General features: G+C 43.5%; 25 protein-coding genes. 12 read left to right on the forward strand and 13 right to left on the reverse strand.

What is annotated here, in order from left to right; all coding sequences use genetic code 11:
- The first annotated feature begins 163 nt into the window (after positions 1-163).
- From ACM0OW_RS00595 to ACM0OW_RS00605, 3 genes are all read left to right on the forward strand, one after another.
- The gene (locus ACM0OW_RS00595; protein WP_414548101.1) at positions 164-2059 is read left to right on the forward strand and encodes an SUMF1/EgtB/PvdO family nonheme iron enzyme; all 1896 of its coding nucleotides are present in this window, start codon (positions 164-166) and stop codon (positions 2057-2059) included.
- A gap of 193 nt (positions 2060-2252) precedes the next feature.
- Positions 2253-2372: a hypothetical protein gene (locus tag ACM0OW_RS00600; protein WP_414548417.1), complete on the forward strand. Its 120-nt coding sequence runs from the start codon at positions 2253-2255 to the stop codon at positions 2370-2372.
- Between the two features lie 310 nt (positions 2373-2682).
- Positions 2683-2994 carry a nucleotidyltransferase family protein gene (locus tag ACM0OW_RS00605; protein WP_414548102.1) on the forward strand — a complete coding sequence of 104 codons (312 nt, stop codon included), beginning with the start codon at positions 2683-2685 and terminating at the stop codon, positions 2992-2994.
- 388 nt (positions 2995-3382) lie between these two features.
- Here ACM0OW_RS00605 and ACM0OW_RS00610 read toward each other — a convergent pair whose 3' ends face one another.
- The 3 genes from ACM0OW_RS00610 to ACM0OW_RS00620 all read right to left on the reverse strand — a co-directional run bounded on the left by ACM0OW_RS00610 (position 3383) and on the right by ACM0OW_RS00620 (position 6317).
- Positions 3383-4540 (reverse strand): beta-ketoacyl-ACP synthase, encoded by a 1158-nt coding sequence (locus ACM0OW_RS00610; RefSeq protein WP_414548103.1) that lies wholly within the window; start codon positions 4538-4540, stop codon positions 3383-3385.
- Positions 4541-4702: 162 nt separating this feature from the next.
- Positions 4703-5494, reverse strand: coding sequence for a peptidylprolyl isomerase (locus tag ACM0OW_RS00615; RefSeq protein WP_414548104.1), 792 nt, complete (start codon positions 5492-5494; stop codon positions 4703-4705).
- Between the two features lie 226 nt (positions 5495-5720).
- Complete coding sequence (locus tag ACM0OW_RS00620; protein WP_414548418.1) at positions 5721-6317, reverse strand: photosystem I assembly protein Ycf4; 597 nt, start codon at positions 6315-6317, stop codon at positions 5721-5723.
- A gap of 178 nt (positions 6318-6495) precedes the next feature.
- On the opposite strand from ACM0OW_RS00620, the gene ACM0OW_RS00625 reads away from it, so the two are divergent.
- The 4 genes from ACM0OW_RS00625 (at position 6496) to ACM0OW_RS00640 (ending at position 9627) form a co-directional block, all read left to right on the forward strand.
- A complete protein-coding gene (locus ACM0OW_RS00625) occupies positions 6496-6756 on the forward strand; it encodes a hypothetical protein (protein WP_414548105.1) in 261 nt (86 codons plus the stop codon).
- A gap of 4 nt (positions 6757-6760) precedes the next feature.
- Complete coding sequence (gene psbD / locus ACM0OW_RS00630) at positions 6761-7819, forward strand: photosystem II D2 protein (photosystem q(a) protein) (RefSeq protein WP_006198347.1); 1059 nt, start codon at positions 6761-6763, stop codon at positions 7817-7819.
- Positions 7803-9191, forward strand: a complete 1389-nt coding sequence (gene psbC / locus ACM0OW_RS00635; RefSeq protein WP_414548106.1) for a photosystem II reaction center protein CP43 — start codon at positions 7803-7805, stop codon at positions 9189-9191. The genes psbD and psbC overlap by 17 nt, the downstream gene beginning before the upstream one ends.
- A gap of 250 nt (positions 9192-9441) precedes the next feature.
- Positions 9442-9627, forward strand: coding sequence for a PCP reductase family protein (locus ACM0OW_RS00640; RefSeq protein ID WP_414548107.1), 186 nt, complete (start codon positions 9442-9444; stop codon positions 9625-9627).
- A gap of 61 nt (positions 9628-9688) precedes the next feature.
- Here the strand turns inward: ACM0OW_RS00640 and ACM0OW_RS00645 are convergent, their stop codons facing one another.
- Positions 9689-10234 carry a shikimate kinase gene (locus ACM0OW_RS00645; RefSeq protein ID WP_414548108.1) on the reverse strand — a complete coding sequence of 182 codons (546 nt, stop codon included), beginning with the start codon at positions 10232-10234 and terminating at the stop codon, positions 9689-9691.
- A 468-nt stretch (positions 10235-10702) separates the two neighbouring features.
- Here ACM0OW_RS00645 and ACM0OW_RS00650 point away from each other — a divergent pair, with 468 nt between their 5' ends.
- Positions 10703-10897 carry a hypothetical protein gene (locus ACM0OW_RS00650; protein ID WP_414548109.1) on the forward strand — a complete coding sequence of 65 codons (195 nt, stop codon included), beginning with the start codon at positions 10703-10705 and terminating at the stop codon, positions 10895-10897.
- 8 nt (positions 10898-10905) lie between these two features.
- Here ACM0OW_RS00650 and ACM0OW_RS00655 read toward each other — a convergent pair whose 3' ends face one another.
- The 4 genes from ACM0OW_RS00655 to ACM0OW_RS00670 all read right to left on the reverse strand — a co-directional run bounded on the left by ACM0OW_RS00655 (position 10906) and on the right by ACM0OW_RS00670 (position 15265).
- Entirely contained in the window at positions 10906-11622 is a 717-nt protein-coding gene (locus ACM0OW_RS00655; protein WP_414548419.1) for a LapA family protein, read from the reverse strand.
- Positions 11623-11757: 135 nt separating this feature from the next.
- Positions 11758-12378, reverse strand: a complete 621-nt coding sequence (locus ACM0OW_RS00660) for a flavin prenyltransferase UbiX (RefSeq protein WP_414548110.1) — start codon at positions 12376-12378, stop codon at positions 11758-11760.
- A gap of 17 nt (positions 12379-12395) precedes the next feature.
- The gene (locus ACM0OW_RS00665) at positions 12396-14732 is read right to left on the reverse strand and encodes a ribonuclease R family protein (RefSeq protein ID WP_414548111.1); all 2337 of its coding nucleotides are present in this window, start codon (positions 14730-14732) and stop codon (positions 12396-12398) included.
- Between the two features lie 404 nt (positions 14733-15136).
- Complete coding sequence (locus ACM0OW_RS00670) at positions 15137-15265, reverse strand: hypothetical protein (RefSeq protein WP_414548112.1); 129 nt, start codon at positions 15263-15265, stop codon at positions 15137-15139.
- Between the two features lie 577 nt (positions 15266-15842).
- Between ACM0OW_RS00670 and ACM0OW_RS00675 the strand changes: the two genes are divergently transcribed.
- Positions 15843-16724, forward strand: a complete 882-nt coding sequence (locus ACM0OW_RS00675; protein ID WP_414548113.1) for a hypothetical protein — start codon at positions 15843-15845, stop codon at positions 16722-16724.
- A 143-nt stretch (positions 16725-16867) separates the two neighbouring features.
- Here the strand turns inward: ACM0OW_RS00675 and clpP are convergent, their stop codons facing one another.
- Positions 16868-17479, reverse strand: a complete 612-nt coding sequence (gene clpP / locus ACM0OW_RS00680) for an ATP-dependent Clp endopeptidase proteolytic subunit ClpP (RefSeq protein ID WP_414548114.1) — start codon at positions 17477-17479, stop codon at positions 16868-16870.
- A gap of 471 nt (positions 17480-17950) precedes the next feature.
- Between clpP and ACM0OW_RS00685 the strand changes: the two genes are divergently transcribed.
- The 3 genes from ACM0OW_RS00685 (at position 17951) to ACM0OW_RS00695 (ending at position 21029) form a co-directional block, all read left to right on the forward strand.
- On the forward strand, positions 17951-18106 hold the full coding sequence (locus ACM0OW_RS00685) for a hypothetical protein (protein ID WP_414548115.1): 156 nt from the start codon (positions 17951-17953) through the stop codon (positions 18104-18106).
- A 144-nt stretch (positions 18107-18250) separates the two neighbouring features.
- Positions 18251-20308: a thioredoxin domain-containing protein gene (locus ACM0OW_RS00690; protein WP_414548116.1), complete on the forward strand. Its 2058-nt coding sequence runs from the start codon at positions 18251-18253 to the stop codon at positions 20306-20308.
- A 112-nt stretch (positions 20309-20420) separates the two neighbouring features.
- Positions 20421-21029 (forward strand): molybdenum cofactor guanylyltransferase, encoded by a 609-nt coding sequence (locus ACM0OW_RS00695; protein ID WP_414548117.1) that lies wholly within the window; start codon positions 20421-20423, stop codon positions 21027-21029.
- Positions 21030-21250: 221 nt separating this feature from the next.
- On the opposite strand, the gene ACM0OW_RS00700 is transcribed toward ACM0OW_RS00695, so the two are convergent.
- From ACM0OW_RS00700 to ACM0OW_RS00715, 4 genes are all read right to left on the reverse strand, one after another.
- Positions 21251-22219, reverse strand: a complete 969-nt coding sequence (locus ACM0OW_RS00700) for an FTR1 family iron permease (RefSeq protein ID WP_414548118.1) — start codon at positions 22217-22219, stop codon at positions 21251-21253.
- Positions 22220-22355: 136 nt separating this feature from the next.
- A complete protein-coding gene (locus ACM0OW_RS00705) occupies positions 22356-22790 on the reverse strand; it encodes a ferritin-like domain-containing protein (RefSeq protein WP_414548119.1) in 435 nt (144 codons plus the stop codon).
- A gap of 249 nt (positions 22791-23039) precedes the next feature.
- On the reverse strand, positions 23040-24062 hold the full coding sequence (locus tag ACM0OW_RS00710) for a helix-hairpin-helix domain-containing protein (protein ID WP_414548120.1): 1023 nt from the start codon (positions 24060-24062) through the stop codon (positions 23040-23042).
- Between the two features lie 157 nt (positions 24063-24219).
- Entirely contained in the window at positions 24220-25215 is a 996-nt protein-coding gene (locus ACM0OW_RS00715) for a multicopper oxidase domain-containing protein (protein ID WP_414548420.1), read from the reverse strand.
- Positions 25216-25516: the final 301 nt, after the last annotated feature.

Genomic DNA, 25516 nt, shown 5'->3' on the forward strand with positions numbered 1-25516 from the left:
TACAAGGGGAGAGGCTTTGAGTTTTCCCCCTTCCCTACCAGGAAAGGGGGCTAGGGGGTTAGGTTTCGCGTTGGTTTTTCCAATCGCTAGGGCTAAGTGCTTGCTTTACTAATGAAAAATTTGGCACAATAAAGCTCAATTCCCCAGCGCCAAGTCAAAAATCATGCCTACGACTGGTACAATCCTCCGTCAACGCTATAAAATCATCTACATCTTAGGAAGTGGTGGATTTGGCGACACCTATTTAGCAGAAGATATAGACTTACCCAACCATCCCAAGTGTGTAGTCAAACACCTCAAGCCTAATTCTGACCCCGCAGTATTACAAATCGTTAGAAGATTATTTGATAGCGAAGCGCAAGTTTTATATCGTTTAGGCAATGATAGCGAGCAGATACCGCGCCTATTTGCCCACTTTGAAGAACAAGGTCAATTTTATTTAGTCCAAGAATTTGTTGATGGGGAAGACTTAAGCAAAGAAATTAGTCCTGGTAAACGGTTGAGTGAGAAAGAAGTCACCAAACTCTTACAGGAAATTTTGGAAGTATTAGCAGTAGTTCACAAAAAAAATATCATCCACCGCGACATCAAACCCCCAAATTTAATGCGTCGCCGTCATGATAAGAAAATAGTGTTAATTGACTTTGGTGCAGTTAAAGAAATAAACACCATGATGGTGAATAGCCAAGGTCAAACCAGTATTAGCGTTGTCATTGGGACTCATGGCTATATGCCAAGTGAACAAGCAGCCGGACAACCAAAATTATGCAGTGATGTTTATGCTGTAGGGATGTTGGGAATTTATGCTTTAACAGGAATACAACCCCACGAATTACCAAAAGACCCCACCGATGGCGAAGTGATTTGGCGCAATTGGGCAAATGTCAGTAACGAACTGGCAGGTGTTTTAAATAGGATGGTGAGTTATCACTTTCGGGATAGATATTTTTCAGCAGGGGAAGCGTTGCAAGCCCTCCAGCCTTCACAGCCACAACGACCACAACCACAGCCAGTAAAACAACCACAACGACGACAACCACAGCCACAGCCAACACCTAACTTGTCACGCCGTCGGGTAATTAAAACTGCTGGATGGTTAGCTGGAGGATTTGGTTTAACTTTTGCCGGGAATCGGTTGTTATTTCCCTCTGATTCTGGAGATATTACTACTACAACTCCGGTAACAAGTGAAACTGTTCCAGAAGTTGTGCAAACTCCCGTATCCCCGCCACCTGCTTCCTCAAATAGTCTGCAAAGCTTTTCATTTGAAACTGTAACGGTGAATGCACAGGGAAGCATTACCAACCGCCGCAACCTGCAAGCAAAATACTTTGCAGAAAATTTAGGAAATGGTGTTTCTTTGGAAATGGTGCAGATACCAGGGGGGACATTTACAATGGGTTCACCAGCAGGGGAAGCACAGCGAGAAAACGATGAAGGTCCCCAGCGTCAAGTAAGGGTTCCTAGTTTCTTCATGTGTAAATATCCAGTTACCCAGGCACAGTATCAAGCAATTATGGGGACAAATCCTGCTCGTTTCAAAGGTGAGAAAAGACCTGTAGAACAAGTAAGTTGGGATGATGCTGTAGAATTTTGTAAAAAATTGGGACAAAGGACAGGAAAAATCTACAGGCTACCCAGTGAAGCCGAATGGGAATATGCTTGTCGTGCGGGAACAACTACACCCTTTTATTTTGGGGAAACGATTACCACGGATTTAGTTAACTACGACGGTAATTTTCCCTACGGTTCAGCCCCAAAAGGTGAATATCGTGAGCAAACAACAGATGTAGGAAATTTTCCGCCAAACTCTTTCGGTTTATACGATATGCATGGTAATATATGGGAATGGTGTCAAGATATATATAATAGTAGCTACCAAGGCGCGCCCATAGACGGTAGTCCGTGGTTGAATGGTAGCGATAATAACATAAAGCTGCTGCGTGGCGGTTCTTGGGACTTCCACGCTTGGGATTGCCGTTCTGCTAATCGCTATAGGTTCGCGCGCGCGAGTCGTTACTCCTCTATTGGTTTTCGGTTGGTGTGTGTGGTTGCGTGAGGACTCCTTTCACTTTGCTCTTTTGCCCTCTTGCCCTTTACACTTCTTATTCTTTTCACTTCTTTCACCGCCGCTAGGCGGAAAATTTTTTTTATCAAATCTGGTGTCTTGATATCAATTCTATTATACACTACATTTAATCAAATTTCTCATTGAGTTGAGAATTTGAGGATGGGATTGGCACTTTTAGCTGCTGCGTGGCGGTTCTTGGAACAACAACGCTAGGAATTGCCGTTCTGCTAATCGCAATAGGAACGCGCGCGCGAATCGTAACAACAATGTTGGTTTTCGGTTGGTGTGTGTGGTTGCGTGAGCGCTCCCAAAGGTCAGAGCTGATAAATGGGAATTTATCGGGCGTACAATCGGGAGTCCAGACCTTTCCCAGTGAGGAAGGTGACGACCTCCGAATATAAAACTGAGTCGGATAGCTTGGTAGGTTGCAAAACCGAAGACTTGTCCGACTCAACTAAATATTTACCAGAGTCAACAGTTCAGTAGGTTGGGTAGAGGAACGTTAACGTAGTTTGCCGAAGGCGTAACCCAACAAATATTTGAGATATGGTAGGAAGAATGTTGGGTTTCACTGCATTCTACCCAACCTACAAAATTTAACTGATAACTGTATGTTAGAAGATGAAAAAACAGGCTTAAAACAATTACTCTACGAAAAACGAGAAGAAATTCTCAGAATTGCGACTCAACATGGAGCTTATAACTTGCGGCTTTTTGGTAGTGTAGCAAGAGGCGAAGAAACAGACGCAAGTGATATTGATTTTTTAGTTGATTACGATTTAGATAAAATCTCTCCTTGGTTTCCAGGTGGTTTGATTTCAGATTTAGAAAATATCTTAAATCGTAAAGTTGATGTTGTTACACCTAAATCATTACATGATTTAATTCGAGATAAAGTTTTTCATGAGGCTGTCTATCTATGAAAGATAGTCGGGTTTATTTGATTCATATTTGAGTATTTTATAAAGATTTTACCTAAAATACTAGCTCTGGCGATTAGAAATCGCGGAACCATCCAGACAAAACCCAATACTGTTCGGTTAACGATATTTCCACATTGGAGATCCCCCTAAATCCCCCTTAAGAAGGGGGACTTTGAGGACTTTAGCCCCCCTTTTCAAGGGGGGTTGGGGGGATCAAATCCTTAACCGAAAAGTATTGAGACAAAACCCACCTTCGTGGGTTGGAAAGAAATAATTTTTAGTTAGTCCGCGCAGGCGGACTTTGCTTGTGTAGTAGCGTTCGCGTAGCGTGCCGGAGGCTCTATTATATTCGCCCAAAACTTTTCAAATAACCCCTTAATCTTCTTTCTCAAAATTTACCCAAGCCAATAACAGCATTTTGACCACCAAAGCCAAAGCTGAAACATAATACTCTCTGCACTTCAGTTTCACGCGCCGCCATTACCAGATTTAAATCAAATTCTGGTGTTTGTAATCCTACGCAAGGTGGTAATATTTTTTGCTGCATGGCTAAAAGCGAAAATGCCACACCTAAAGCTCCCGATGCTCCTAATGTATGACCTGTAGCCCCTTTGGTCGAACTTATTGCTACTTTATGGGGAAATATATTATGTATAATTTTACTCTCTACTCTGTCATTTAGGAGAGTGGCTGTACCATGAGCGTGAATATAATCAATATCGGCTGGGGTGAGGGAACTGCGTTTTAAACATTGCTGAATCGCTGCGATCGCACTTTTCCCATTTGGTTCTGGCACATTACCATGATATGCGTCTGCTGTCAAGCCAAAGCCAAGAATCTTACCATAAATTTTAGCTTGGCGCTGCTGTGCTAATTCTGCCGATTCCAAAACAAACACCGCCGCACCTTCACCTAATACCAAGCCTTCCCGGTGCAAATCAAAGGGATAAGCTCCAGTTTTTGCTAAAGCGCCCATTTGTTGAAACCCTGTCAAGGTGAGGGGTGTAATGGGGGCTTCTACAGCACCGGCGATCGCGCGTTGACATTGCCCAGTTTCGATTAGTAAAGCCGCTTGAGCGATCGCCCAAATACCTGTAGCACACGCAGCCATCGGTGCTAAAACTATACCCGTTGCACCAATTTGTCGAGCAGATGCGATCGCATTGGTATGAGGTAAAAAATCTAACCAATTCTCTAAAACCACATCCCCACTATTTAAAGCAGTTTGGGGGCTATGATTACCGTACATTTGCCGTGCTAGTAACTCCCAAGCAGCCTGATGACTGCGACTTGAGCCAATGACCACAGCACAATCAGGTAAAGGTGAAACTAATCCAGCGTCTGTTAATGCAGCAGCGACAACTTGCTGAGTCAAACTTTTTAATTCAGTAGGTTGTGTCCCAATCAAACCCAGAGGGTATGCTTCCAGTTCGGCAAATGGTTGATACCACTGAATACCAGATTTACCTGCGATTAAATTTTGCCAGCTATCCTCTAAGTTTGTGCCTAAAGCTGAGACTAACCCGATACCAGTAATAACAACCATTTGGGGATTTGGGATTGGGACTGCGGCGAGTAGGGGCGGGTTTACTAATATCCTCGTTTTTGTTGAATCATATCTGTGAACCTGCCCCTACAGTTATTGGGGATTGAGAAGAGAAATTTTTCTCCCCTGCACCCTGCACCCCTGCCTCTTCTCCCCTGCTATTTACTCAGGAGTTTTGAGATTTTCAGCGCCTTGAGTAACTTTAGCTGAATCAATGCGATCGCCTTGCTGAATTTGATTAACTACATCCAAACCTTCAGTAACATTACCAAATACGGCGTAGCTACCATCCAGGAAAGCATGATCCGCGAGAGCAAAGTAAAACTGTGAGGAAGCTGAATCAGGCATTTGCGATCGCGCCATAGCTACCGCACCCAGTTTATGCTGTAACTCAGGTGGCTTACTCACACGAGCCGATTCTAAAGTTTTGCCATAAATTGGGCTTTCTTCGCCTTGTGGCTTAATTTCTAAGGGTATCCGGCGTTCGCTTCCAGTATTAGGATCAACATAACCACCTGTTCCCAGTCTATTTACTGGAAAATTGGGGTCTTTGCTTTGAGGGTCGCCCCCTTGAGCTACAAAAGGCTGAGGATCGCGGACAACTCGATGGAAAACTAAACCATCGTACACACCTTTTTGGACTAAATCGACGAAGTTACCAGCTGTAATTGGGGCATTGGTGCCGTCTACCTCGATAGTCACCGGCGAACCGTTCACCGTCATCACGACAGTAGCCTTACCTTCGAGCCGTGGTAAATCTTTCATTCCAGGAACACTCTCATTTATTGTTTCAGATACAGATGTTGCATCAGTTGTTGTCGTAGTATTTGTATCACCTGCTGTTTCAGTAGGAGAAGCGGGATCAGAAGTCACATTCTCTCCTGAACATCCTCCCAAAGTCAAAGCACCGACTATCAAAAATACAACCAGAAATTGTGAAATTTTTAACCGCATAGTCAGTTACAGATTCAACCAGAGTATCTTATCTTTTTAGTGGGGACTGGGTACTGGGAATTAGGATTCGGTATTAGGGACGATTGTAGGGGCGGGTTTACTAATATCCTCGTTGATATTGAATCATATCTGTGAACCCGCCCCTACTGGGGATTGGGAAAAAACTTCTCCCCTGCTCCCTGCACCCGTTCGGCTACGCTCACAGCAAGCCTGCTCCCCTGCCTCTTCAAAGTCCTTCCAGGGTTACTCCCAAAAAGCGGGCTAATTCTGCGCCTGTAGTTTCTAAATCTGCTAAAGATAAGGGTTGACCTACCCGTGTTAAAGGTATGTCTCGCCGACCCTTAACGCGTAGGTAAAGAGCGCGACGGGGATTGAGACCTTCTTTGATGTCTATTCGGATAGACTGCACGTCTTGAGTATAGCTGTCGATTTCAATGCGTCGGTTTTTGCCGGGAAATCCCCAACGAAAAATTTTTATGCGCCCAGTTTCCTGATTGAAGTCGTTGTAGCCCCCTCCTACATCCCATAAAACAACTAGCCATAGATATGTGGCTAAAAGTAAGCCCGCAGTGCCGTATAGCCCCATAACTAGGCCTTGGGGTACGAATATCAGTTGAGTTGCATCGGTCACTAGCAGGAAATTTACTTTCGTGTAACTAGATAACCCAGCCAAAAAGAAGCCTGTGGCTCCTAATGTCACGATAGTTGCCCACCAGTAGTTACTAAACCGACGAGAACCCAGAACATCTTGATGCAGGATACTTGAGGATTTGCGATCGCCATTGGGCGAATCACCTTTGTTAATTGTTGTTGATGCCGTCATTGAACTACCTTGGCCTGTGAGTTCTTCCCTATCCAAGTCTGCCATTTCTGGAGCTTTTCGTGCAAGTTCAGGGACAAAACCTTTGGGATTTCTGAGAAAACTTATGTCAGATTGTTAAAATTCTGATATTAATAATAAGTAATAGGTTTGTGTTTAATACCTAATTTACCGAAGTCCATTGGACGAAAACCCCAATGGATGTGATAAGTTAAGAATCATTAAGTTACCACAAGCTAAACAATTAGCCAATGGTACGTGTAATGGCATAACTCTGAGAAATTCCGATCATCAAGACGGTCAAAACTCAGATTCTCAGATGCTTCAGGCAGATGAGATTGTCAAAAAAACGTTTATTCCTCGTTGCATTCGCGTAAAGTCGGTAAAATTGCCGATAGCGCTGCTTCAAAGACGTTGCAATTTTAGTAAAAGAGGATTTTAGTTCAATGACCATCGCAGTTGGACGCGCCCCTAGTAGAGGGTGGTTTGACGTATTAGACGACTGGTTAAAGCGCGATCGCTTCGTATTCGTAGGCTGGTCAGGGATATTATTATTTCCCTGCGCTTACCTAGCACTAGGCGGTTGGCTCACCGGTACAACATTCGTCACATCCTGGTACTCCCACGGATTAGCATCATCTTACCTGGAAGGAGCTAACTTTTTAACAGTTGCAGTTTCCTCTCCACCAGACAGCTTAGGACACTCCCTACTATTGTTGTGGGGACCCGAAGCTCAAGGAAATCTCACCCGTTGGTTCCAATTGGGTGGATTGTGGCCATTCGTAGCTCTACACGGAGCCTTTGCATTGATTGGCTTCATGTTGCGCCAATTTGAAATTGCCCGTCTCGTAGGCATCCGTCCATACAACGCTCTTGCCTTCTCTGCCCCCATCGCGGTATTCGTCAGTGTCTTTCTGATGTACCCCTTGGGACAGTCAAGCTGGTTCTTTGGCCCTAGCTTTGGTGTAGCTGCAATTTTCCGTTTCCTACTATTCCTGCAAGGTTTCCACAACTGGACACTCAACCCCTTCCACATGATGGGTGTCGCAGGTGTTCTAGGTGGTGCGCTATTGTGTGCCATTCACGGAGCCACAGTCGAAAATACCTTGTTTGAAGACGGTGAAGGTTCTTCTAACACCTTCCCCGCTTTTAACCCTACCCAAGCTGAAGAAACCTACTCAATGGTGACAGCAAACCGTTTCTGGTCACAGATTTTCGGTATCGCTTTCTCCAACAAACGTTGGTTACACTTCTTCATGCTATTTGTGCCTGTAACTGGCTTATGGATGGCATCAATTGGGATTGTTGGTTTAGCACTAAACCTACGGGCTTATGACTTCGTTTCCCAAGAATTGCGGGCAGCAGAAGACCCAGAGTTTGAAACTTTCTATACCAAAAACATTTTGTTGAACGAGGGTATCCGCGCTTGGATGGCTCCTCAAGATCAGCCACATAAACAATTCGTATTCCCAGAGGAGGTTCTACCACGTGGTAACGCTCTCTAATAGACCATCTGTATTAGGCGGCGGACGTGACCAAGAATCATCAGGCTTTGCTTGGTGGTCTGGTAACGCTCGTTTAATCAACCTATCTGGTAAACTGCTGGGCGCTCACGTTGCCCATGCTGGTTTGATTGTATTCTGGGCTGGAGCGATGACTTTATTTGAAGTCGCTCACTTCATTCCTGAAAAGCCCATGTACGAACAGGGCTTGATCCTGCTTCCTCACCTCGCCACCCTTGGATGGGGCGTTGGTGCTGGTGGTCAAATTTTCGACACCTTCCCTTACTTTGTGGTTGGTGTACTGCACTTAATTTCTTCAGCTGTGCTGGGTTTTGGCGGTATTTATCATGCCGTCCGTGGACCAGATACTTTAGAAGAGTATTCCTCCTTCTTTGGCTATGACTGGAAAGACAAGAACAAGATGACTAACATCATCGGGTTCCACCTGATCATCCTGGGATGTGGTGCGCTCCTGTTGGTGCTTAAGGCCATGTTCTTTGGCGGTGTTTACGACACCTGGGCCCCAGGTGGTGGTGATGTTCGTGTTATTACTAACCCAACATTAAACCCAGCTGTAATCTTCGGTTATTTGATTAAGGCTCCCTTCGGTGGCGAAGGTTGGATTATCAGCGTCAATAACATGGAAGATTTGATCGGTGGTCACATCTGGATTGCCCTGATGTGTATTTCTGGTGGTATCTGGCACATCTTCACCAAGCCTTTTGCATGGGCGCGTCGTGCGTTCATCTGGTCTGGTGAGGCTTACCTTTCCTACAGTTTGGGCGCTCTTTCCCTAATGGGCTTCATCGCCTCTGTAATGGTTTGGTTTAACAATACCGCTTATCCCAGCGAATTCTTTGGTCCGACAGCTTCAGAAGCTTCTCAAGCTCAAGCTTTGACCTTCTTGATTCGTGACCAACGCTTAGGTGCTAACGTCGGTTCTGCACAAGGCCCCACAGGTCTGGGTAAATATCTGATGCGCTCTCCTACTGGTGAAATCATCTTCGGTGGTGAAACCATGCGCTTCTGGGATTTCCAAGGCCCTTGGTTAGAGCCTCTACGTGGTCCTAACGGTCTTGATTTAGATAAAGTCAAGAATGATATTCAACCTTGGCAAGCACGTCGTGCGGCTGAATACATGACCCACGCTCCTTTGGGTTCTTTGAACTCTGTGGGTGGTGTGGCTACTGAAATCAACTCTTTCAACTACGTATCTCCTCGTGCTTGGTTGGCAACATCTCACTTCGTATTAGGTTTCTTCTTCCTAATTGGTCACTTATGGCACGCGGGTCGCGCTCGCGCTGCTTCTGGTGGTTTTGAAAAAGGAATCAACCGTGAGACTGAGCCAGTTATGTTCATGGACGACATTGACTAGGTTGGAAGGTTTATTTCATCACTGACAATCAAATGCTTTACTTGCCCTTGTTTAACAACAGGGGCTTTTTTATTGGCGCTGGAATATGGCAAAATCAAATTATAGGAGAGTGCTGAGTGGTTAGGGGCGGGTTTAAGCAGTCAGTCTGTGGTTCGTCAAAATCCTTAGTAAACCCGCCCGTAAAGGAGTATTGAGTGTCGAGTGCTGAGTAGTAACCCAGTTGCTTCAAGGCTTTGAGCCAGAAATAATTATGAGCGATTCAAATTTTACCGATGCTTTGGGCTGGACATCAGAAGCTCAGGCAAAGTTTCAGAATATTCCCTTTTTTGTCCGTTCCCAAGCTAAAGCCCGAATTGAACAGTTAGCACGTCAAGCCGAGAAAACGGTCGTCACAGCCGATTTGGTTGAACAGGCTAGGCTGGAATTTGGGCAATAAGGGACTTCCAAGGAATTTCTGGGTAATTAATTTTTTGGTCTTCCCTAATAATGCTTAATATTTAGAGAGAAACTTTTGCTTTCAGAACGCTGGGGATTGCCTCCATAACTCTGTGAGCAATTTCTTCAGGTGTTTCTTCGGCTCTGACAGTGATTTTGAGATCAGCTTGAGAGTAAAGTGGTGTTCGTTCTTCAAGAAGCGATCGCAATTTGCCTAGGGGATCAGCATCTTGTAATAATGGTCTTGTGGTATCTTCTGCCAAGCGGGTGTAGAGTAATTCCACTGGCACATCTAACCACACAACTAAACCGTGGTGTAGGTAACTCCAGTTCTCTGTCCGTAAAACGATGCCTCCACCTGTGGCTATAGTCAACCGCGTATAAGCACACACTTGTGCTAAGACATCGCTTTCTAACTGGCGAAATGCTGCTTCACCTTCTTCAGCAAACAGCTGATTGATGGATCTTCCTGCTGATTGGGTAATTATATCATCGGTATCTAAAAATCTATAACCGAGATAGTTGGCAAGTAATTGTCCTACCGTGGTTTTACCAGCGCCCATCATCCCAATCAAATACAGGTTGATTCCTTGCAATAAGCTACTCACCAGTCGTTTTGCTCCAGTTAGGGTGAATTTTACGATAATCAATTCTCAAATTAGTTGATGTTAGCTCTGTATGTAAGATCACACAAGTAACATTGACACGAGTTAAAATCAAACAATTTGGTGATTTCTACTTAAGTATATTTAATGATTCGATGAAATTTCATAAAGTTTTCGTGAAACTTTATGCAGGCAAATTCTGTCAATACAAATCAACAGGAATCTCTCTGGTGGGAAATTTTGGTTGCCCAAAACATTATGTGTTTTAAAAGCACCGTATTGCAATTGTGAAACTTAGTTATAGCAAGCTTTCATCAATAACTTTAGACAATTAAAGTGTAAAAGATGACTTCTTATTTTAAAATTTGCTCAATGAAGTTCATCAATTTGAAAGTTTAGTAACAGTAGTAACTGCATATACCACCAGAATAAGACCAAATAAATTAATGTGGTATGTAAGAGGCATCAACAATGACTCGAATTCGGGACGTAGTACAACAAGCTTTAGCAACTAGCTACTTGACTGTTGAAGCAGAAAACCAACTACGGCAGCTGTTGACTACCCAGTATGATTTAGAAGATTTCAATGCTTTCATGGCTTTGCAAGAGGCAGCTATGAACGGTAGAGTTCAGCAGGAGTCTCGTCAGCGTGTACTTTCTTCGTAATTCCCAGCTCACTTACGTGGTTGCTGATCCTCATTCTCAACATCGTCGTCTTCAAAAAACTTCCAGTCGTCGTCGTCCTCATCGGCTTGTTCATCTACTTGATTAGTAGTCGATGGTTCATAAGGGGGAATGATGACTCGGTAATCAGCATCGTAAACAGATTCTGTTTTTCCTACCGCAGTATTTTTGGGGTCGCGATAGTTGTAGGAGTAAACCGAACCGGACTGAGAACGACTTTGAGGTTCTTGTTGGCGTTCGTAGGTTTGAGAGTCTCTATGTGGTGGAGTTTGAGGACTGGGGGTAGGTGCTTCTGGTTGTGGTTCGTCAAAGTCCCAATCATCATTTCTACTATCATTCGTCTCCCAATCATCAAATTCGTTACTGGTCGTGGACTCTGTGTTACTAGCGGCGGTTGAAGGTCTATAGCTTGGTTGTTGAGGTTCTTCCCTAGATGTCGCTTTAGTGCGGGGTGAAGTTCCGGCTGATTTATATGGTCTTTGGCGTTGTGGTTCCCCAAAATAATTTGATACCTTCAGTAAGGTAGTAATAAATAGGGATGTGACAGCACCAGCAGCAGTACTAAAAAGAATCCACATTGCTAGGGGTAATGGTAGAGTTCGCACACCCAAAAATACCAGGGATAGCACAGGCGACCAATTTTGAACCAACAACAGTGTGACTATCCCTAGTACTACCACTAATAGAATTAAGCGAATTACAGCCATAGAAAAGGCAAAAGTCAAAGTTACTCAATTAAAGCCAAAGGCAAAGAGCAAAAGGCAAAAGTTACTCTGTTTTTACTTTTACCTTACTCAGCACTCAGCACGGGCTAAACGCCCCGCTACCGCTAACAGCACTCTTCATTTACTTCCTTGCCAGCGCTGAATGGGAATGCAATCAATATCTAGTTGATCTAAAGCACGGGCAACTACAAAATCAACTAAGTCCTCAATACTTTGAGGATTGTGATACCAAGCTGGAATGGCTGGGACAACTCTGACTCCAGCTTCTGCCAAACTGGTTAAGTTTCGCAGATGAATCAGGCTAAATGGCGTTTCACGGGGAACTATGACTAGCTTTCGCCCCTCTTTAATCTGAACATCCGCCGCCCGTTCCAGTAAGTCAGAACTTAAGCCACCTGCCAGCTTTGCGGCTGTACTCATGCTGCATGGCATGATAATCATCCCCAAAGTGCGAAAAGAACCACTGGCGATTCCGGCTCCCACATCACCCCAAGGATGACAGCGTAGTTTACCCCCAACAGCTACTCCTGCTTGTTCTCGCCAGAATTGCTCTTGGGCGGTTGGTTCAGCTGGCATTCGAGTTTCCTGTTCGCTAGCCCAAACCATGTAAGTTGATTTAGAGGCTACGAGTTCAATCTCATAGTCTGCTGCGAGCAGATATTTGAGGGCGTGAACTGCGTAGATCAGGCCAGATGCACCAGATATGCCTAATATAAGGGGTTTGGAGTTGTTTGACACGGGGCTTTTAGTAAAGTTTATTCATCTTCTGCATAATCTAAGTTGCTGGGTAAGTAAGTATCTGATGCGTCATTGTTAGTAGCATTGACACCCAAACCCTTAGCGATAAGATCACTGCTGACAGTTACTAAATCAATTTGCTGACGATAGTAATCGACACTTTTTACTTGCACGGCTACGCGATCGCCTAGTCTGTAAGAAGCTCGATTTTTGCGCCCAAATAGTGCCTGTTGTCTGGCGCGGTATTCATACCAATCATCCTTGAGGGAACTGACGTGTACCAGTCCTTCTACCCGTAAAGGTACGCTGATATCTTCTCCAGGATTCAATTCGGCGACTGGAACTTCAATTTCCACAAAAAAGCCATAAGACTGCACACCAGTAATTACGCCCTGGAATACCTGACCGATGCGCTGTTTCATCAGTTGGGCTTTTTGCAGTCCGGCTAAATCGGCTTCAGCTTCTTGGACTTCTTTTTCTCGGTCATTAATCTGGATAATTACCCGATTCAAATCAGTTTGAAGTTCTTGTTGCAATTCTGGCGGCAGAACGTTCCAATTAATTTCATGGTGAGAAGAAGAGTGGCGCAGGTTAACTCGCTCTTTCACACGGGTGTTACGGCGATCGCGTCCATGTTCAAGTAACCTATAATACACTCTCTGCATGAGCAAATCTGGGTATCGCCGCAGAGGAGAAGTACAGTGTGTATATTGCTCTAGTGACAAACCAAAGTGCGTTCCTTTTGTGGTGTTATAGGCAGCTGGTTTGAGCGTATCTTGCAATAAATAAGTCAGAACTTGCTCTGATGGCGATTCAGCAAAAGCCCCAGTTAAGTGTTGATAATCTAAAGGTTGAATATCTACTTCTGCTTCTAGTGTAAGTTCTACGCCTAAATTGATCGCTAATTTCAGCATTTCCTGAACATCTTCGGTATCCGGTGTACCTTGGACTCGCCAAATGGCCGGAATCCCTAAAGCACTCAAATGTTTGGCCATGAGTTCATTCACTAGTAGCACAAACTCTGTCAAGAGCGATCGCACTGGTAAATCATTCACCAATACTGCTCCCAATATGCCCTCATCATAGTAGGGATTTTGGTTAGGCGGTAGATTCAACTGCAAGCTACCACGAGCTAGGCGCGTCTGTTTGACTGCCTTTCGCAATGTTTCTAGGTCTTGCAGAATCTCAATTACCTTTGGCAGTTCATCTTCAGTTTCACCAGTGAGAATAGCTTCTGCTTCTTGCCGACTCAGTGCTGCATCGACATTGATCACACTGGGCTGAATTTCCCACTCTAACGCTTCTCCAGATTCTGGATCAATAGCAATTAAGAAAGACAGGGCTAGGCGATCGCTTCCTTCTACAAAGGAACAGCGTTCGGCCACACCTTCCGGTAACATTGGTAGCACTAAATCTCCCAAGTACACTGATTTTCCCCGCTTGACAGATTCCCGATCTAGAGGTTCATCAGGGTGGACATAATGGGAAACATCAGCAATATGAAAGCCTAAAAGCCAATGTCCTTCTGCTGTTTTTTCTAAACTAAAAGCATTTTCAATGAATTTTGTGTCAAAATTCACACCTGCTATCGTCAGAGTAAATAAATTCCGTAAATCCAGTTTGTTTTTTAGGTCTGCTTTGAGTAGCCTTTTGGGCAACTTAGCGGCTGCATCTAGAACTGAATCAGGGAAATTACGGGATAAATCGTGTTTACAAGTTACTAAATCTATATCAGCAGCAGCTTCAGCATCGCTACCCAGAATTTGGACTACGCGACCCAATGGAGGGTATTGTGCTAGAGGATAACGCAGCACTTCAACGTGGGCGAGGTGATCAATGGCTTCTTCTAATTTCATGCCATTTGTTTGGATTTTGAGTTCAAACAGCAGTCGATCATCTAAAGGTACAGCCCGAAAACCGCTTTCTACGGGCTTAATTCGTGCCAGTAATGTGTGGTTGGAACGCTCCAGTATCAGCTTCACTTCTCCTTCTGGAGAACGGCGACGACTACCTTCTTTGAGGACTCTTACTAAAACGCGATCGCCATTCCAAGCATTACTCAGATGACTTTCACGAATATAAATATCCTCGGCTCCTTCCACATCTTGAATAGCAAAGCAAAAGCCTTTACTAGAACAACGGAGTTTGGCTTCAATGACACCTTCTTCGGCCACCCGGCGATATTTGCCGCGTTCTTTCACCAGAATTCCGATTTTTTCCAGAACTTCCAAGGCAATGTGAAGTTTTTGTAAACTAATTTCATCCTCGCAACCTAGTTTCTTTTCCAAGACTTTACGAGCAACCAATTTATCATCAGTGAAATTGGCAAGGAGTGTAGCGATAGAAAATTCCATGCAGTGAACCGACCTTTGGTCAAAACATCATTTTTCGTTTAATCTGTCCCTTTCGGTGTATACCTTCTCCCTTGACGCTAGCCTCTCCCTTTGGGAGAAGGGGAGACTCTGCGCGAACACGGCTTACAGAAACTAGTGCTGCTACGCAAAAGCCCTTTGACTTTTTTATCGGCTGACTTTTCAGGTCATGAGGAAAGATTATCGTATAACCTCACCATCTAACCCCTTTGCTACTAGAAAAGGGGGAAAATTTAAAATATCTTTCCTTACAGGAGAGAGGTTTGGAGAGGGGTTTTACAGTTTCCATAAAAAGTCAGTTTTATTTGTAGCTTGCTCCCCAGGGGAGGCACTGCTCGTAAAGCCCTGCGGGCATCGTAGACAACGACTTGTTGCCAGATAGTCGGTCACTTCTGCCTAACTACACTAGCACCGAAACGAATACCTTGAGACAAGGGTTCTGTTTTCGGTAAGGAAGCCGATTCAACCTTACGGTGAGCCGTTTTGTCTGTACGAACCTCGCACTGCAAAATCATCTGGTGAGTTCGTTTGAGTACAAGCCCCTTCAGCTAACCCAACTTAATACAGAATACATGATTGGAATTGAGCAACTCTAGGTAATTACGCAACCAGTTTTAATAGAGGCTGGGTTGGGATCACTATCCAAGCAGACCCCAAGCGCTACCACGGTAAACCACAAGTGTTTGATTGTCTAGATTTCAGGTACTGCAACACCATGACACTCTGATGTGTAAGTAAAATAAACTGCCCATAAACCCGATTTTCCTACATATAGAATCGGTAACAATCAGGTAAGCAGCTTAACAATCAGTGAGGGCGAACCTTATCTCCATTATTGTAGATTTAGTGCGTACTTCCAAAAAATAATTCCGGATATAGAATTGGGTAATTAGTATAGCATTGAAACAGTGACCACCTAGAGTTACCCAACCAACAGCTACTGCTACAATCGGGACACAACTGAGTGCTGAGTGCTGAGTCCTGAGTCCTGAGTCAGGAAGAAATTTTAATTTTTTCTTGTTGAGAGACGCAGGAAAAAGTAGTCCACTTTTCGTTACAAAGCAGATTTAGATTGGTGGCAGTATTATGTTGATGTTAGCTCAATTTCAGAGCTTGTATCCCCAGGGCAGTATTATTACTGAGTTAGTGCAAATTTTTCAAGGAAAATACATTGTCCGATGCTCACTGCAAATTGAAAATGTTACGCGTGCTACTGGCATGGCAGGGGCGGAAACCATAGAAGTAGCCGAAGACAAAGCCAGAAATAGAGCATTAATGGTTTTGGGTATTAGCGATTCTCCCCAGGCATCGGTAGAATTTTTTGCTCCCCCAGCAACAGCCCCAGTGCAGTTAAATCCTGCCTCGAACACAGCCCAGGTAGAATTGAACGAATCTCATCAGGCTAGCTCTTCCCCTGTCCTGGATGAAGACTTTGGCAGTAGCCAGTGGTCAGCACCCAATGATAGAGAAATATCTCTACCGCCTCTGAGTGAACAGAAGCTCAAACCAGAGTTAGTCATCAGTAACACCAAAAGCGTTGATCAAGACCATACTCAAAAGCAAGAAGATTTAAATCAGAATGTTCCTGCAATCCACAACCAGCACTTAGAATTCGATACCTCATTTGAAAATAGGGAAACCATACCTGATAACCAGCCGGAACCTCAGACATTTTCGGGAAACTTTGCGAGTAATGTCACACCATTTACACCCCGGAATTATAGTCAGCCAGATAATCTGAGTCATCAAATTGGGGTAGGTAAGAAAAATAAGAGAAATGAACCAGTGGATTTATCTGATGTCATTGCTAAAACCGATGTCGAACTTCAGCGCTTAGGCTGGACAGCAGAACAGGGAAGAGAGCATTTAATTAAAACCTACGGCAAGCGGGGACGTACTTTGCTTACCGAAGAAGAATTGCACAGTTTCCTCGAACACCTGGAATCTCAACCAGACCCAGTAGCAGGATTTTGATCACAGAGTGGAGAGAAGAGGCAGGGGTGCAGGGAGCAGGGAGCAAGGGGGAGTAAGAAATTACTTTAAACTTCCGGTTACTTAACAACCATTCCTCTTCTCCCCTGCTTCTTCCATCGCCTACTCCCTACTCCCATTATTTACTACTGATTGAGAATAGCAACCGGACGGCTACCAGCAGCGTGACGATCAATAACTTGGTCAATCAAGCCATATTCCTTAGCTTCCTCTGGAGACATAAAGAAATCACGTTCGGTATCTTCAGCAATACGCTCAATAGGTTGACCAGTATGTTCCGCTAAATATTCATTTAGCCGTTGCTTGTGGTATAATATTTCACGCGCTTGAATTTCAATATCAGTGGCCTGTCCCTGAGCGCCACCCAAGGGTTGATGAATCATAATCCGAGAATGGGGTAAACTCATTCGCTTACCCTTAGCACCTGCACTGAGGAGGAAAGCACCCATACTTGCTCCTAATCCAGTACAAATGGTACAGACATCAGGACGAATGTGCTTCATGGTGTCAAAAATTCCCATACCAGCCATTACCGAACCGCCGGGAGAATTAATATACAAATAAATATCTTTCTCCGAGTCTTCAGAGTCCAAGAATAGCAGTTGGGCAACAATCAAATTTGCAATCTCGTTATCAACCTGTTGTCCCAAAAATATGATGCGCTCACGCAACAGTCGTGAGTAGATGTCAAAGGCGCGTTCGCCTCGACCTGATTGTTCAACAACGATAGGAATCATGCAGCGTGCTTGTAGTGTAAGTATTCTAATTTTATATCTATCTATCTTATAGCGGTTTTCATAAGAGTGAGAACAGTGTGGATAGCTCAAATTCTTCTATTGGACAGATGAAAAAAACCTCCTAGGCACTTTTTATAGAAAAACAACGTCTGTAAATATATATCTCCTATCTCTGGTCAGGGAGGAAATAATTACAACATCAACAGGTGATGTCTACGACAAGACCTTTTCTTGCCGGAAAATTTATGCATCAACCCTGATATTTAGAGATATTTGTATAAATACATACCTTTAATTGCTTTTGTTTATAGTAAGTTTATGTCAGCTATTGGTAACTTTTTAAACATTTTTTTAGCTTTTTATTGAGCAATTATCCGGTTAATCCTTGTCAAGTCCGGTAAACCAATAGTCAGGCGTGTATTTACACAAATCGCTCCTACTTGAAGTGTTATTAACGAAGGGATACCTGCCATGCCTGAAAAACTTGTGCAAGCCGCCATCATTACCTTTTTACTTCACCTGATAGTCGGTCTTAGCCCTAATTACCGAATTCAGACCAGGGCTACCTCATCGACACAGCAAACGCCAGTCACAATTGTCAGTTTTTTATTACGCTCTTTTAAATGAATAGCTCGTTGGTAAATCAGTTGGTTTGGTACTGAAGGGATAAGTCGCTGGTTGAGTTTTTTGCTTGTGTAGATATGGTTCTAAGCTCAGGCTCCTAAGAAAAAGGTAAACTGAGTAAATAAGGCAACTATCTGCATATGAATTATGACTAATCGCCTTGCTGAAGCTAAGAGTCTCTATCTCCGCAAACACGCCGAAAACCCGATTGATTGGTGGTCTTGGTGTGACGAAGCTCTTGCAACTGCAAGGGATCAAAATAAACCAATTTTCCTTTCTATTGGTTATTCCAGTTGCCACTGGTGTACGGTCATGGAAGGTGAGGCTTTCTCTGACTCAGTTATTGCTGAGTACATGAATACTAATTTTTTACCGATTAAAGTCGATAGGGAAGAAAGACCAGACCTCGATAGTATCTATATGCAAGCTTTGCAGATGATGAGTGGTCAAGGTGGTTGGCCGTTAAATGTCTTTTTATCCCCAGATGATTTAGTACCGTTTTACGCTGGAACTTACTTTCCTGTGGAACCCCGTTACGGTCGTCCGGGATTTTTGCAAGTTATGGAAGCTCTCCGCCGCTACTACGATACAGAAAAAGAAGATTTAAGCCAACGTAAAGCATTAATTATTGAGTCGATCCTGACCTCTGCGGTATTGCAAAATGGTGCGACAAATCACGTTGCCAAAAATGAATTGCTTCGCCAAGGTTGGGAAACTAGCACAGGCGTAATTACTCCAAATCAATCCGGTAATAGCTTTCCGATGATCCCCTATGCAGAATTAGCATTACGGGGAACTCGATTTTTATTTCCATCCCAGTCTGATGGCACAGAAATTTGTACTCAAAGAGGACTAGATTTAGCTTTGGGGGGTATTTATGACCATGTAGGTGGTGGTTTTCATCGCTATACTGTTGATCCCACCTGGACAGTGCCTCACTTTGAAAAGATGCTCTATGACAATGGGCAAATTGTGGAGTATCTCGCAAATTTATGGAGTGATGGAGTTAAAGAACCAGCATTTGTGAGGTCGGTGGCTGGGACTGTGGAATGGTTACGGCGGGAAATGACGGCTCCAGAAGGTTATTTTTATGCGGCTCAAGATGCTGATAGTTTTACTCGCCCTACAGATGTAGAACCAGAGGAAGGCGCTTTTTATGTCTGGAGTTACAGCGAACTGGAACAACTGTTAACGTCAGAGGAACTAACGGAATTACAACAACAGTTTACGGTGACACCTCATGGGAATTTTGAAGGAAAGAATGTTTTACAACGCCGCCATCAGGGGGAACTGAGCGCAAAGATAGAAGTTGCTTTGAGTAAGTTGTTTGCGGCGCGTTATGGTACGAAGTTAGAAGCACTGAAGACTTTTCCGCCTGCTGCGAATAATCAGGAAGCAAAAACTGGCGGTTGGCCTGGACGCATTCCGGCGGTGACAGATACTAAGATGATTGTGGCCTGGAATAGTTTAATGATTTCTGGGTTGGCTAGGGCGGGTAAGGTATTTCAACAACCGTTATATCTGGAAATGGCTATACAAGCTGCAAATTTTATTCTGAAAAATCAGTTTGTAGATGGGCGTTTCCATCGACTCAATTATCAAGGTGAAGCAGCTGTGTTGGCGCAGTCTGAAGATTATGCTTTGTTTATTAAGGGGTTACTGGATTTATACGCTAGTTTACCAGAACAAAAATATTGGTTAGAAAGGGCGATCGCATTACAAGATGAATTCAATGAGTTTCTCTGGAGTGTAGAATTAGGTGGCTATTTCAATACCGCTACTGATGCTAGTCAAGATTTAATTGTACGCGAACGCAGTTATGCAGATAATGCTACACCATCTGCGAATGGAGTGGCGATCGCTAATTTAGTCCGTCTTTCTCTACTCACTGATAATCTACATTATCTGAATTTAGCCGAACAAGGACTGAAAGCTTTTAGTAGCGTCATGGGTAAAGCTCCCCAGGCTTGTCCCAGCTTATTTACAGCCTTAGATTGGTATCGTAATTCTACTTTAATTCGTAGCACTATTGAGCAGATAATTCCTCTGATGACTAAGTATCTGCCCGTGACGGAGTTTGCTGTGGTCTCTGATTTACCATCAGATAGCGTTGGTTTAGTTTGCCAAGGTTTCCAGTGTCTTGCACCTGCTGAAAGTGAAGAACAGTTGTTACAGCAAGTGCAGCAGAGTCAGATTAGGGCTTAATTGTTGTATTTATCACCTTAAAGCACCCCACCCCCAACCCCTCCCCGCAAGCGAGGAGGGGAGAAAAAGTATATAGTTTTACTCAGAAATAGGACGTTGATTTTATAAAAAAATGGGTATAAATCCGAATTCCTTACTCAGCGCGATTGTCTTAGCTGGTGGAAAGAGTTCTCGCATGGGTGAGGATAAAGCCCTGATTTCTATTGGGGGGATGCCTTTGTTGCAGTTAGTTTGTGGTGTAGCCGCAGGTTGTACAGGTCATGTTTATGTAGTCACGCCCTGGCCTGAACGCTATCAACACTTAGTATTACCTAGTTGCCAATTTATTCAGGAAGTACCTTTATCTCCCTCATCTTCTCTTTCCCAGGGGCCACTGGTAGGATTTGCCCAAGGGTTGGCGCAAGTACAAACAGATTGGGTATTGTTGCTAGCTTGTGATTTGCCTCGGTTGCGGGTTGAGGTGTTGCAAGCATGGGCGAGTGAACTTGATAGTGTACCGGATGAAGCGATCGCCACTTTAGTTCATCATAGTAAAGGCTGGGAACCTCTATGTGGTTTCTATCGCCGTCGCTGTACACCACAACTTTTAGAGTTTGTCAATCAAGGGGGTAAGTCGTTCCAGCAGTGGCTAAATCAGCATCCTATACAGGTTTTGTCCTTACCAGTATCAGAGATGTTATTTAACTGTAATACACCAGAAGACTTGGCTTGGATCGAATAAATTAACTGGCTTTATTTAAGGCTTTCAGCTATCAACACTGTTCTTACTCTTATGAAAATTGCCATAAAAAAATTGTTATCTATAAAACATTAATTTTAGGATAATTACTGTATACTTAGGTATAGCTTTTTAAAATAAGCCTTGTATAGATAATAGCGAGTAGCACAGTCATAAGTTCCTAATGGAATTTTTGCTTGTGTCTTGACTCGCATTTTTCATGTTTATTCCTTTGCAGAACTGATGGGTTTTCGATTTACTGAATTATTCTTGGCATTTTTAACAGCACCACCAGTTAGACTGCGGAAATAAATCCCTCCAACAGTGGCTAAAAATACAACATAAGCGATTGCCTGTACTAGATACAGATGTTCTCTGTAGCCAAACAAAGATTTGAGGATAATACCGGGGAATTGTTTATCTGGTAATACTGCGTCAGTATTCCATACCATTGGCCCCAAAATGCAGGAGGGGATTTGGCTAAAGTGATCGTAATACAAACAAATATTTTCTGGGGTGCTACTGCTGAGGGCAAGGTTAGCCAAACCTTCATCAAAATGCTTCAAAGCGGAAACTACTAAGCCGGAAACAATCAACACCAATAAAACGCCCATCACTTGGAAAAACTGGCGGATATTGATTTTGACACCCCATTTAAATAGTAAAACTCCAATCACAGTCGCCCCGGCTAAACCAGCTATAGCACCTAAAGCCGGTACTAATCCCTGTTGAAAATTCGCAGCAATAAATAGAACAGTTTCAAAACCTTCGCGGACAACGGCGATCAAAACTAAACTAAACACGCCCCAACCTGCATTCGAGTTTTGTGTTAGCGCTTGTGTGACAGCTCCTTCAACTTGCGCTTTCATGAATCTGGCTTGTTTCGTCATCCAGATTAGCATCCAACTGAGCATAGCGATCGCCACAACACTAAACACAGTTTCTAGCATTGGCTCAACGACTGGGGTGTATTGGGGATTTACTGCCCCTAGTGTTTGAATTAACCAAGTAAATAACACACCAATGAGGACACTAATCACAATGCCAACAGCAACGCCAGCATATACCCAAGAATTGAGTCGGGATTGGTTGGCTTTTTTCAGTAAAGCTAGGACAATGCCCACAACGAGGGCAGCTTCTACTCCTTCTCGGAGTGTAATTACAAAAGTAGGTAGAGCAGTGCTGAGATTCATGATTAGGGAATAGGGGCAGGGGGCAGGGGGGCAGGGGAGCAGGGGGCGGGTATGGCTACGCCACAATATCATTCAATGAGGAAGGCGGGCATCTTTGCCCTCCCCCACAATATTACTAAACCCGCCCGTACTACTTTTAGCTGAAATCGCGGAGCATCTTTTTGAGTTCGAGATTATGCATCTCTTCTTGCCCAATCATGCCACGAGCAAATTCTTCTAGATAAATGCTGGCATTAGTGACAGTTTTCAACAGACTTTTGTACAAATCCAGGGCTTTCTTTTCATGGGATAAGCTTTCTGCCAAAATATCCTTGACTGTGTGCTGGTAAGTTTCTTCCATTTGAGCGATTTTGAGAGAGGGATGCCCCTCTAAACCAGTGAGGATTTCTCCTACTTGTTGGGCATGAAGTAGAGACTCACTAGCCTGTGCTTTGAAAAAAGCTACGATGGGAATACGATTAGGGCCAGTTACCATTAAGGAATAATGGGTGTAGCGTACTACTCCCGCTAATTCAAATTCCATGATGGCGTTTAGTAGGTCGATAGTTTTTTCGTTGTCAAGCTCTTGCATCAGTTGTTAGTTAAATTTACGAATGGGGAGTCATCAGTCTTGAGTTAAAAGGTATACTGTGTACAGCTATTCAAAGTCTGAGCTATTTACACTCCATAACCTTACCTTCTCATTCATTTTAAACTCGTCTGTGTGCGCTACCAATTAAGTCAATGCGATCGCCTCTACATCCCTTAACCGAAAGGTATTGGATCGCCTCCGGCGTGGCTTTGCCAATCGCCCTCAGATCGACTTTGCTGAACGTATGACTTAATTATTTGCTTTTTTGATGATTTTTTGCGAGTTTTCGGCAATAGTTGTCACCAGCTTAGTAACATCCTCCGGTGTCTTTGCTGCTGTAGCTGGTGGAATAACGCTAGGCCAAGCTGCTTTTAATTCAGTAAAACTAGCCTTGATTGCTGCGTCTGCTTCGGGGTTTTCTGTGGCCACTTGGCTAGAAATCCCTTGATAAAGTTCATTGGCGTAGACGACAAAACCACGGGAATCTTGATATTCAATTGGTTCAGATATTTTGCTATCTGCGATCGCGGCTGTATATTCGGCGTTCGCTGCATCTAGTAACTCGTTAATCACCTGGAGGACGAATCCTGGTTTTGAGCGTTGTTCTGCGGGTAAAGCGGCGATCGCACCATCAACTGCTTGCATGGAAGCAGCCAAGTTAATGTTCACTTTGGCATCTTTGGGATTAGATTTGACGAAATTTTCCAAACTCACCAAAGTTGTTTTAAATTCTTTGACTTGACGCTCATTTAGTTGCTCTTCCACGTCAACATATATCTCTTCAACTGGATGTCCAATATGAGGTTCCGCTTGTTTTGGCTGATCCTTTTCTAACAGTTCTTGTGCTACTAAAAGATGCCCTTTCATTAAACTCAATTTGGTCATGTAGTCCACATCTTTGGCTTCACCTGTGAGTGCTACTTCCTGAACAGTAACCGAGTTTTTAATTTGATCAAATTGTTCCTGAGTAATAACTTTTTTGCTCACCAAATCTTCCGGGCTACCATAGGGACGGTTCGCCTGAATTTTGTTCGATAATTCGGGGATATCTAACTTGGCTTCAAATTTATCCAACTCTGACAAGATAGCAGTGTTGATGTTAATTTGAGATTTATCGCCGTGACCAACGTGGCTGACAACTTCTGTAGTTTGGGAACTGGGATTAGTGGCTGGCGTGGATGGATTTTCTGCGGTTGGTGTGTTGTTACAAGCACTTAGAGCAACCATGATCGCAGTGGTAACAGTCAAGCTGGCATAACGTAATTTAATCATTTTTGCTCCTGGCAAAACTTTAAGGGTAGTAAATAAAACTATTTACAGTAATAACAACAGTTGCGATAGATTTTACTGTTCTATGAAATGATATTTTTTGTCAACTAATTACTGAAATATGCAAGATAATTTAATCATCTTTCTTAATTCTCAGCACTTATGTAGTAATGACTTCAAATTGACCCATGCAACCTTTCTCAGCGATCGCATCCTGATGAGGATGAAACATATACTTTCCTGGATAGCGAAAAGCAAATTCTAAAATGTGTCTTTCTGCTACACCCATCGTAATCACATCAGTTTTTTCACTGGGAGTCAGAGTCATCCCAGAGCGATAGACATCAAAGAAATTGGCGTGGAGGTGAAACGTTACTGCGGGGTCAAATTCAATAATATTCAGGACATACAGCCGAATCAACTGATTTTGGTAAATGGGGATGGGATGATGCATATAATGGTCAGGCAAACCGTTGAAGGCGTAGTATTCGTTACGGTTATCATCATTCACGTCATACCCAGCCATGACTAGAACTATCTCATCTGCTGGGGGGCGTGGTGTTGGGGGATCAATAATAAACATCCCATATAGCCCCTTGGCAATGTGACGGGTAACTGGTTCAATATGGCAGTGGTACAAGTGGACACCATAGGGTTCAGCATCAAATTCATAAATTGTGGCACTACCATGTCTAACTGGACGAACGCCGTCCATTTCCGCCGGATGAGTGCCATGAAAATGTAAAGAGTGAGAATGTCCGGCTTGGTTGAGAAACAGCACCCGCACGCGATCGCCTTGTTTTGCGCGTAGGGTTGGCCCTGGTATCCGACCGTTTAAATCCCAAATATTGTAGGAGACAGCGCTATTGAGTTGAATTGTCGAAGTCCCCGCAGTTAATTCAAATTCTCGGATAGTACGCCCATTTTCTTGCTTGAGTGTCCCATAATCAAACTCTCTGAGCATTTTCATTGGGTTAGGAACGCCTTCAGTTGCTTCTATCTCTATAGACGGTACTCTGACATTTAAGTTAGTTTGTAAATTCCGCAAATGCCAAAGTGTAGCTGCACTAGTTACCCCAGCACCTGCTAACCCTAGTTTCAGCAGTTGACGACGGCTCCAAAGTTTTTCTTGATCCAGAGCAAAGTTGTCGGGCATGACATAATCAGCACAAATACTAAAAATTTGCAATTACTTTTGTGTATACTATGGGATTAAAACATTATTGTCAATAATTATCAACTATTTGCCAAATCTGGTTCAGCAGACAATTCCAACCAAAGAAAATTTTATGATTCACTTTGACATTAATCGGACTTTCGCATGGGTAATTTTTAATTAGGATATATTTTGATTTAAACTAGGTCTTTGAAATACATCTATGGAGTAGAGAGATTGTTAAAAACCATTCTCAAATCAAAACTTGGATCATTAATCCTGATAGGGGTTCTGAGCTTTT

The sequence above is a fragment of the Anabaena sp. CCY 0017 genome, assembly GCF_963920885.1.
In the GTDB taxonomy this organism is placed as follows: Bacteria; Cyanobacteriota; Cyanobacteriia; order Cyanobacteriales; family Nostocaceae; genus Nodularia.

Coding starts and splice junctions, on each gene's coding strand:
- ACM0OW_RS00595 (WP_414548101.1), top strand. CDS start 164: ATGCCTACGACTGGTACAATCCTCCGTCAACGCTATAAAATCATCTAC.
- ACM0OW_RS00605 (WP_414548102.1), top strand. CDS start 2,683: ATGTTAGAAGATGAAAAAACAGGCTTAAAACAATTACTCTACGAAAAA.
- ACM0OW_RS00610 (WP_414548103.1), bottom strand. CDS start 4,540: ATGGTTGTTATTACTGGTATCGGGTTAGTCTCAGCTTTAGGCACAAAC.
- ACM0OW_RS00615 (WP_414548104.1), bottom strand. CDS start 5,494: ATGCGGTTAAAAATTTCACAATTTCTGGTTGTATTTTTGATAGTCGGT.
- ACM0OW_RS00620 (WP_414548418.1), bottom strand. CDS start 6,317: ATGACGGCATCAACAACAATTAACAAAGGTGATTCGCCCAATGGCGAT.
- psbD (WP_006198347.1), top strand. CDS start 6,761: ATGACCATCGCAGTTGGACGCGCCCCTAGTAGAGGGTGGTTTGACGTA.
- ACM0OW_RS00640 (WP_414548107.1), top strand. CDS start 9,442: ATGAGCGATTCAAATTTTACCGATGCTTTGGGCTGGACATCAGAAGCT.
- ACM0OW_RS00650 (WP_414548109.1), top strand. CDS start 10,703: ATGACTCGAATTCGGGACGTAGTACAACAAGCTTTAGCAACTAGCTAC.
- ACM0OW_RS00655 (WP_414548419.1), bottom strand. CDS start 11,622: ATGGCTGTAATTCGCTTAATTCTATTAGTGGTAGTACTAGGGATAGTC.
- ACM0OW_RS00665 (WP_414548111.1), bottom strand. CDS start 14,732: ATGGAATTTTCTATCGCTACACTCCTTGCCAATTTCACTGATGATAAA.
- ACM0OW_RS00670 (WP_414548112.1), bottom strand. CDS start 15,265: ATGATTTTGCAGTGCGAGGTTCGTACAGACAAAACGGCTCACCGTAAG.
- ACM0OW_RS00675 (WP_414548113.1), top strand. CDS start 15,843: ATGTTAGCTCAATTTCAGAGCTTGTATCCCCAGGGCAGTATTATTACT.
- clpP (WP_414548114.1), bottom strand. CDS start 17,479: ATGATTCCTATCGTTGTTGAACAATCAGGTCGAGGCGAACGCGCCTTT.
- ACM0OW_RS00685 (WP_414548115.1), top strand. CDS start 17,951: ATGCCTGAAAAACTTGTGCAAGCCGCCATCATTACCTTTTTACTTCAC.
- ACM0OW_RS00690 (WP_414548116.1), top strand. CDS start 18,251: ATGACTAATCGCCTTGCTGAAGCTAAGAGTCTCTATCTCCGCAAACAC.
- ACM0OW_RS00695 (WP_414548117.1), top strand. CDS start 20,421: ATGGGTATAAATCCGAATTCCTTACTCAGCGCGATTGTCTTAGCTGGT.
- ACM0OW_RS00700 (WP_414548118.1), bottom strand. CDS start 22,219: ATGAATCTCAGCACTGCTCTACCTACTTTTGTAATTACACTCCGAGAA.
- ACM0OW_RS00705 (WP_414548119.1), bottom strand. CDS start 22,790: ATGCAAGAGCTTGACAACGAAAAAACTATCGACCTACTAAACGCCATC.
- ACM0OW_RS00710 (WP_414548120.1), bottom strand. CDS start 24,062: ATGATTAAATTACGTTATGCCAGCTTGACTGTTACCACTGCGATCATG.
- ACM0OW_RS00715 (WP_414548420.1), bottom strand. CDS start 25,215: ATGCCCGACAACTTTGCTCTGGATCAAGAAAAACTTTGGAGCCGTCGT.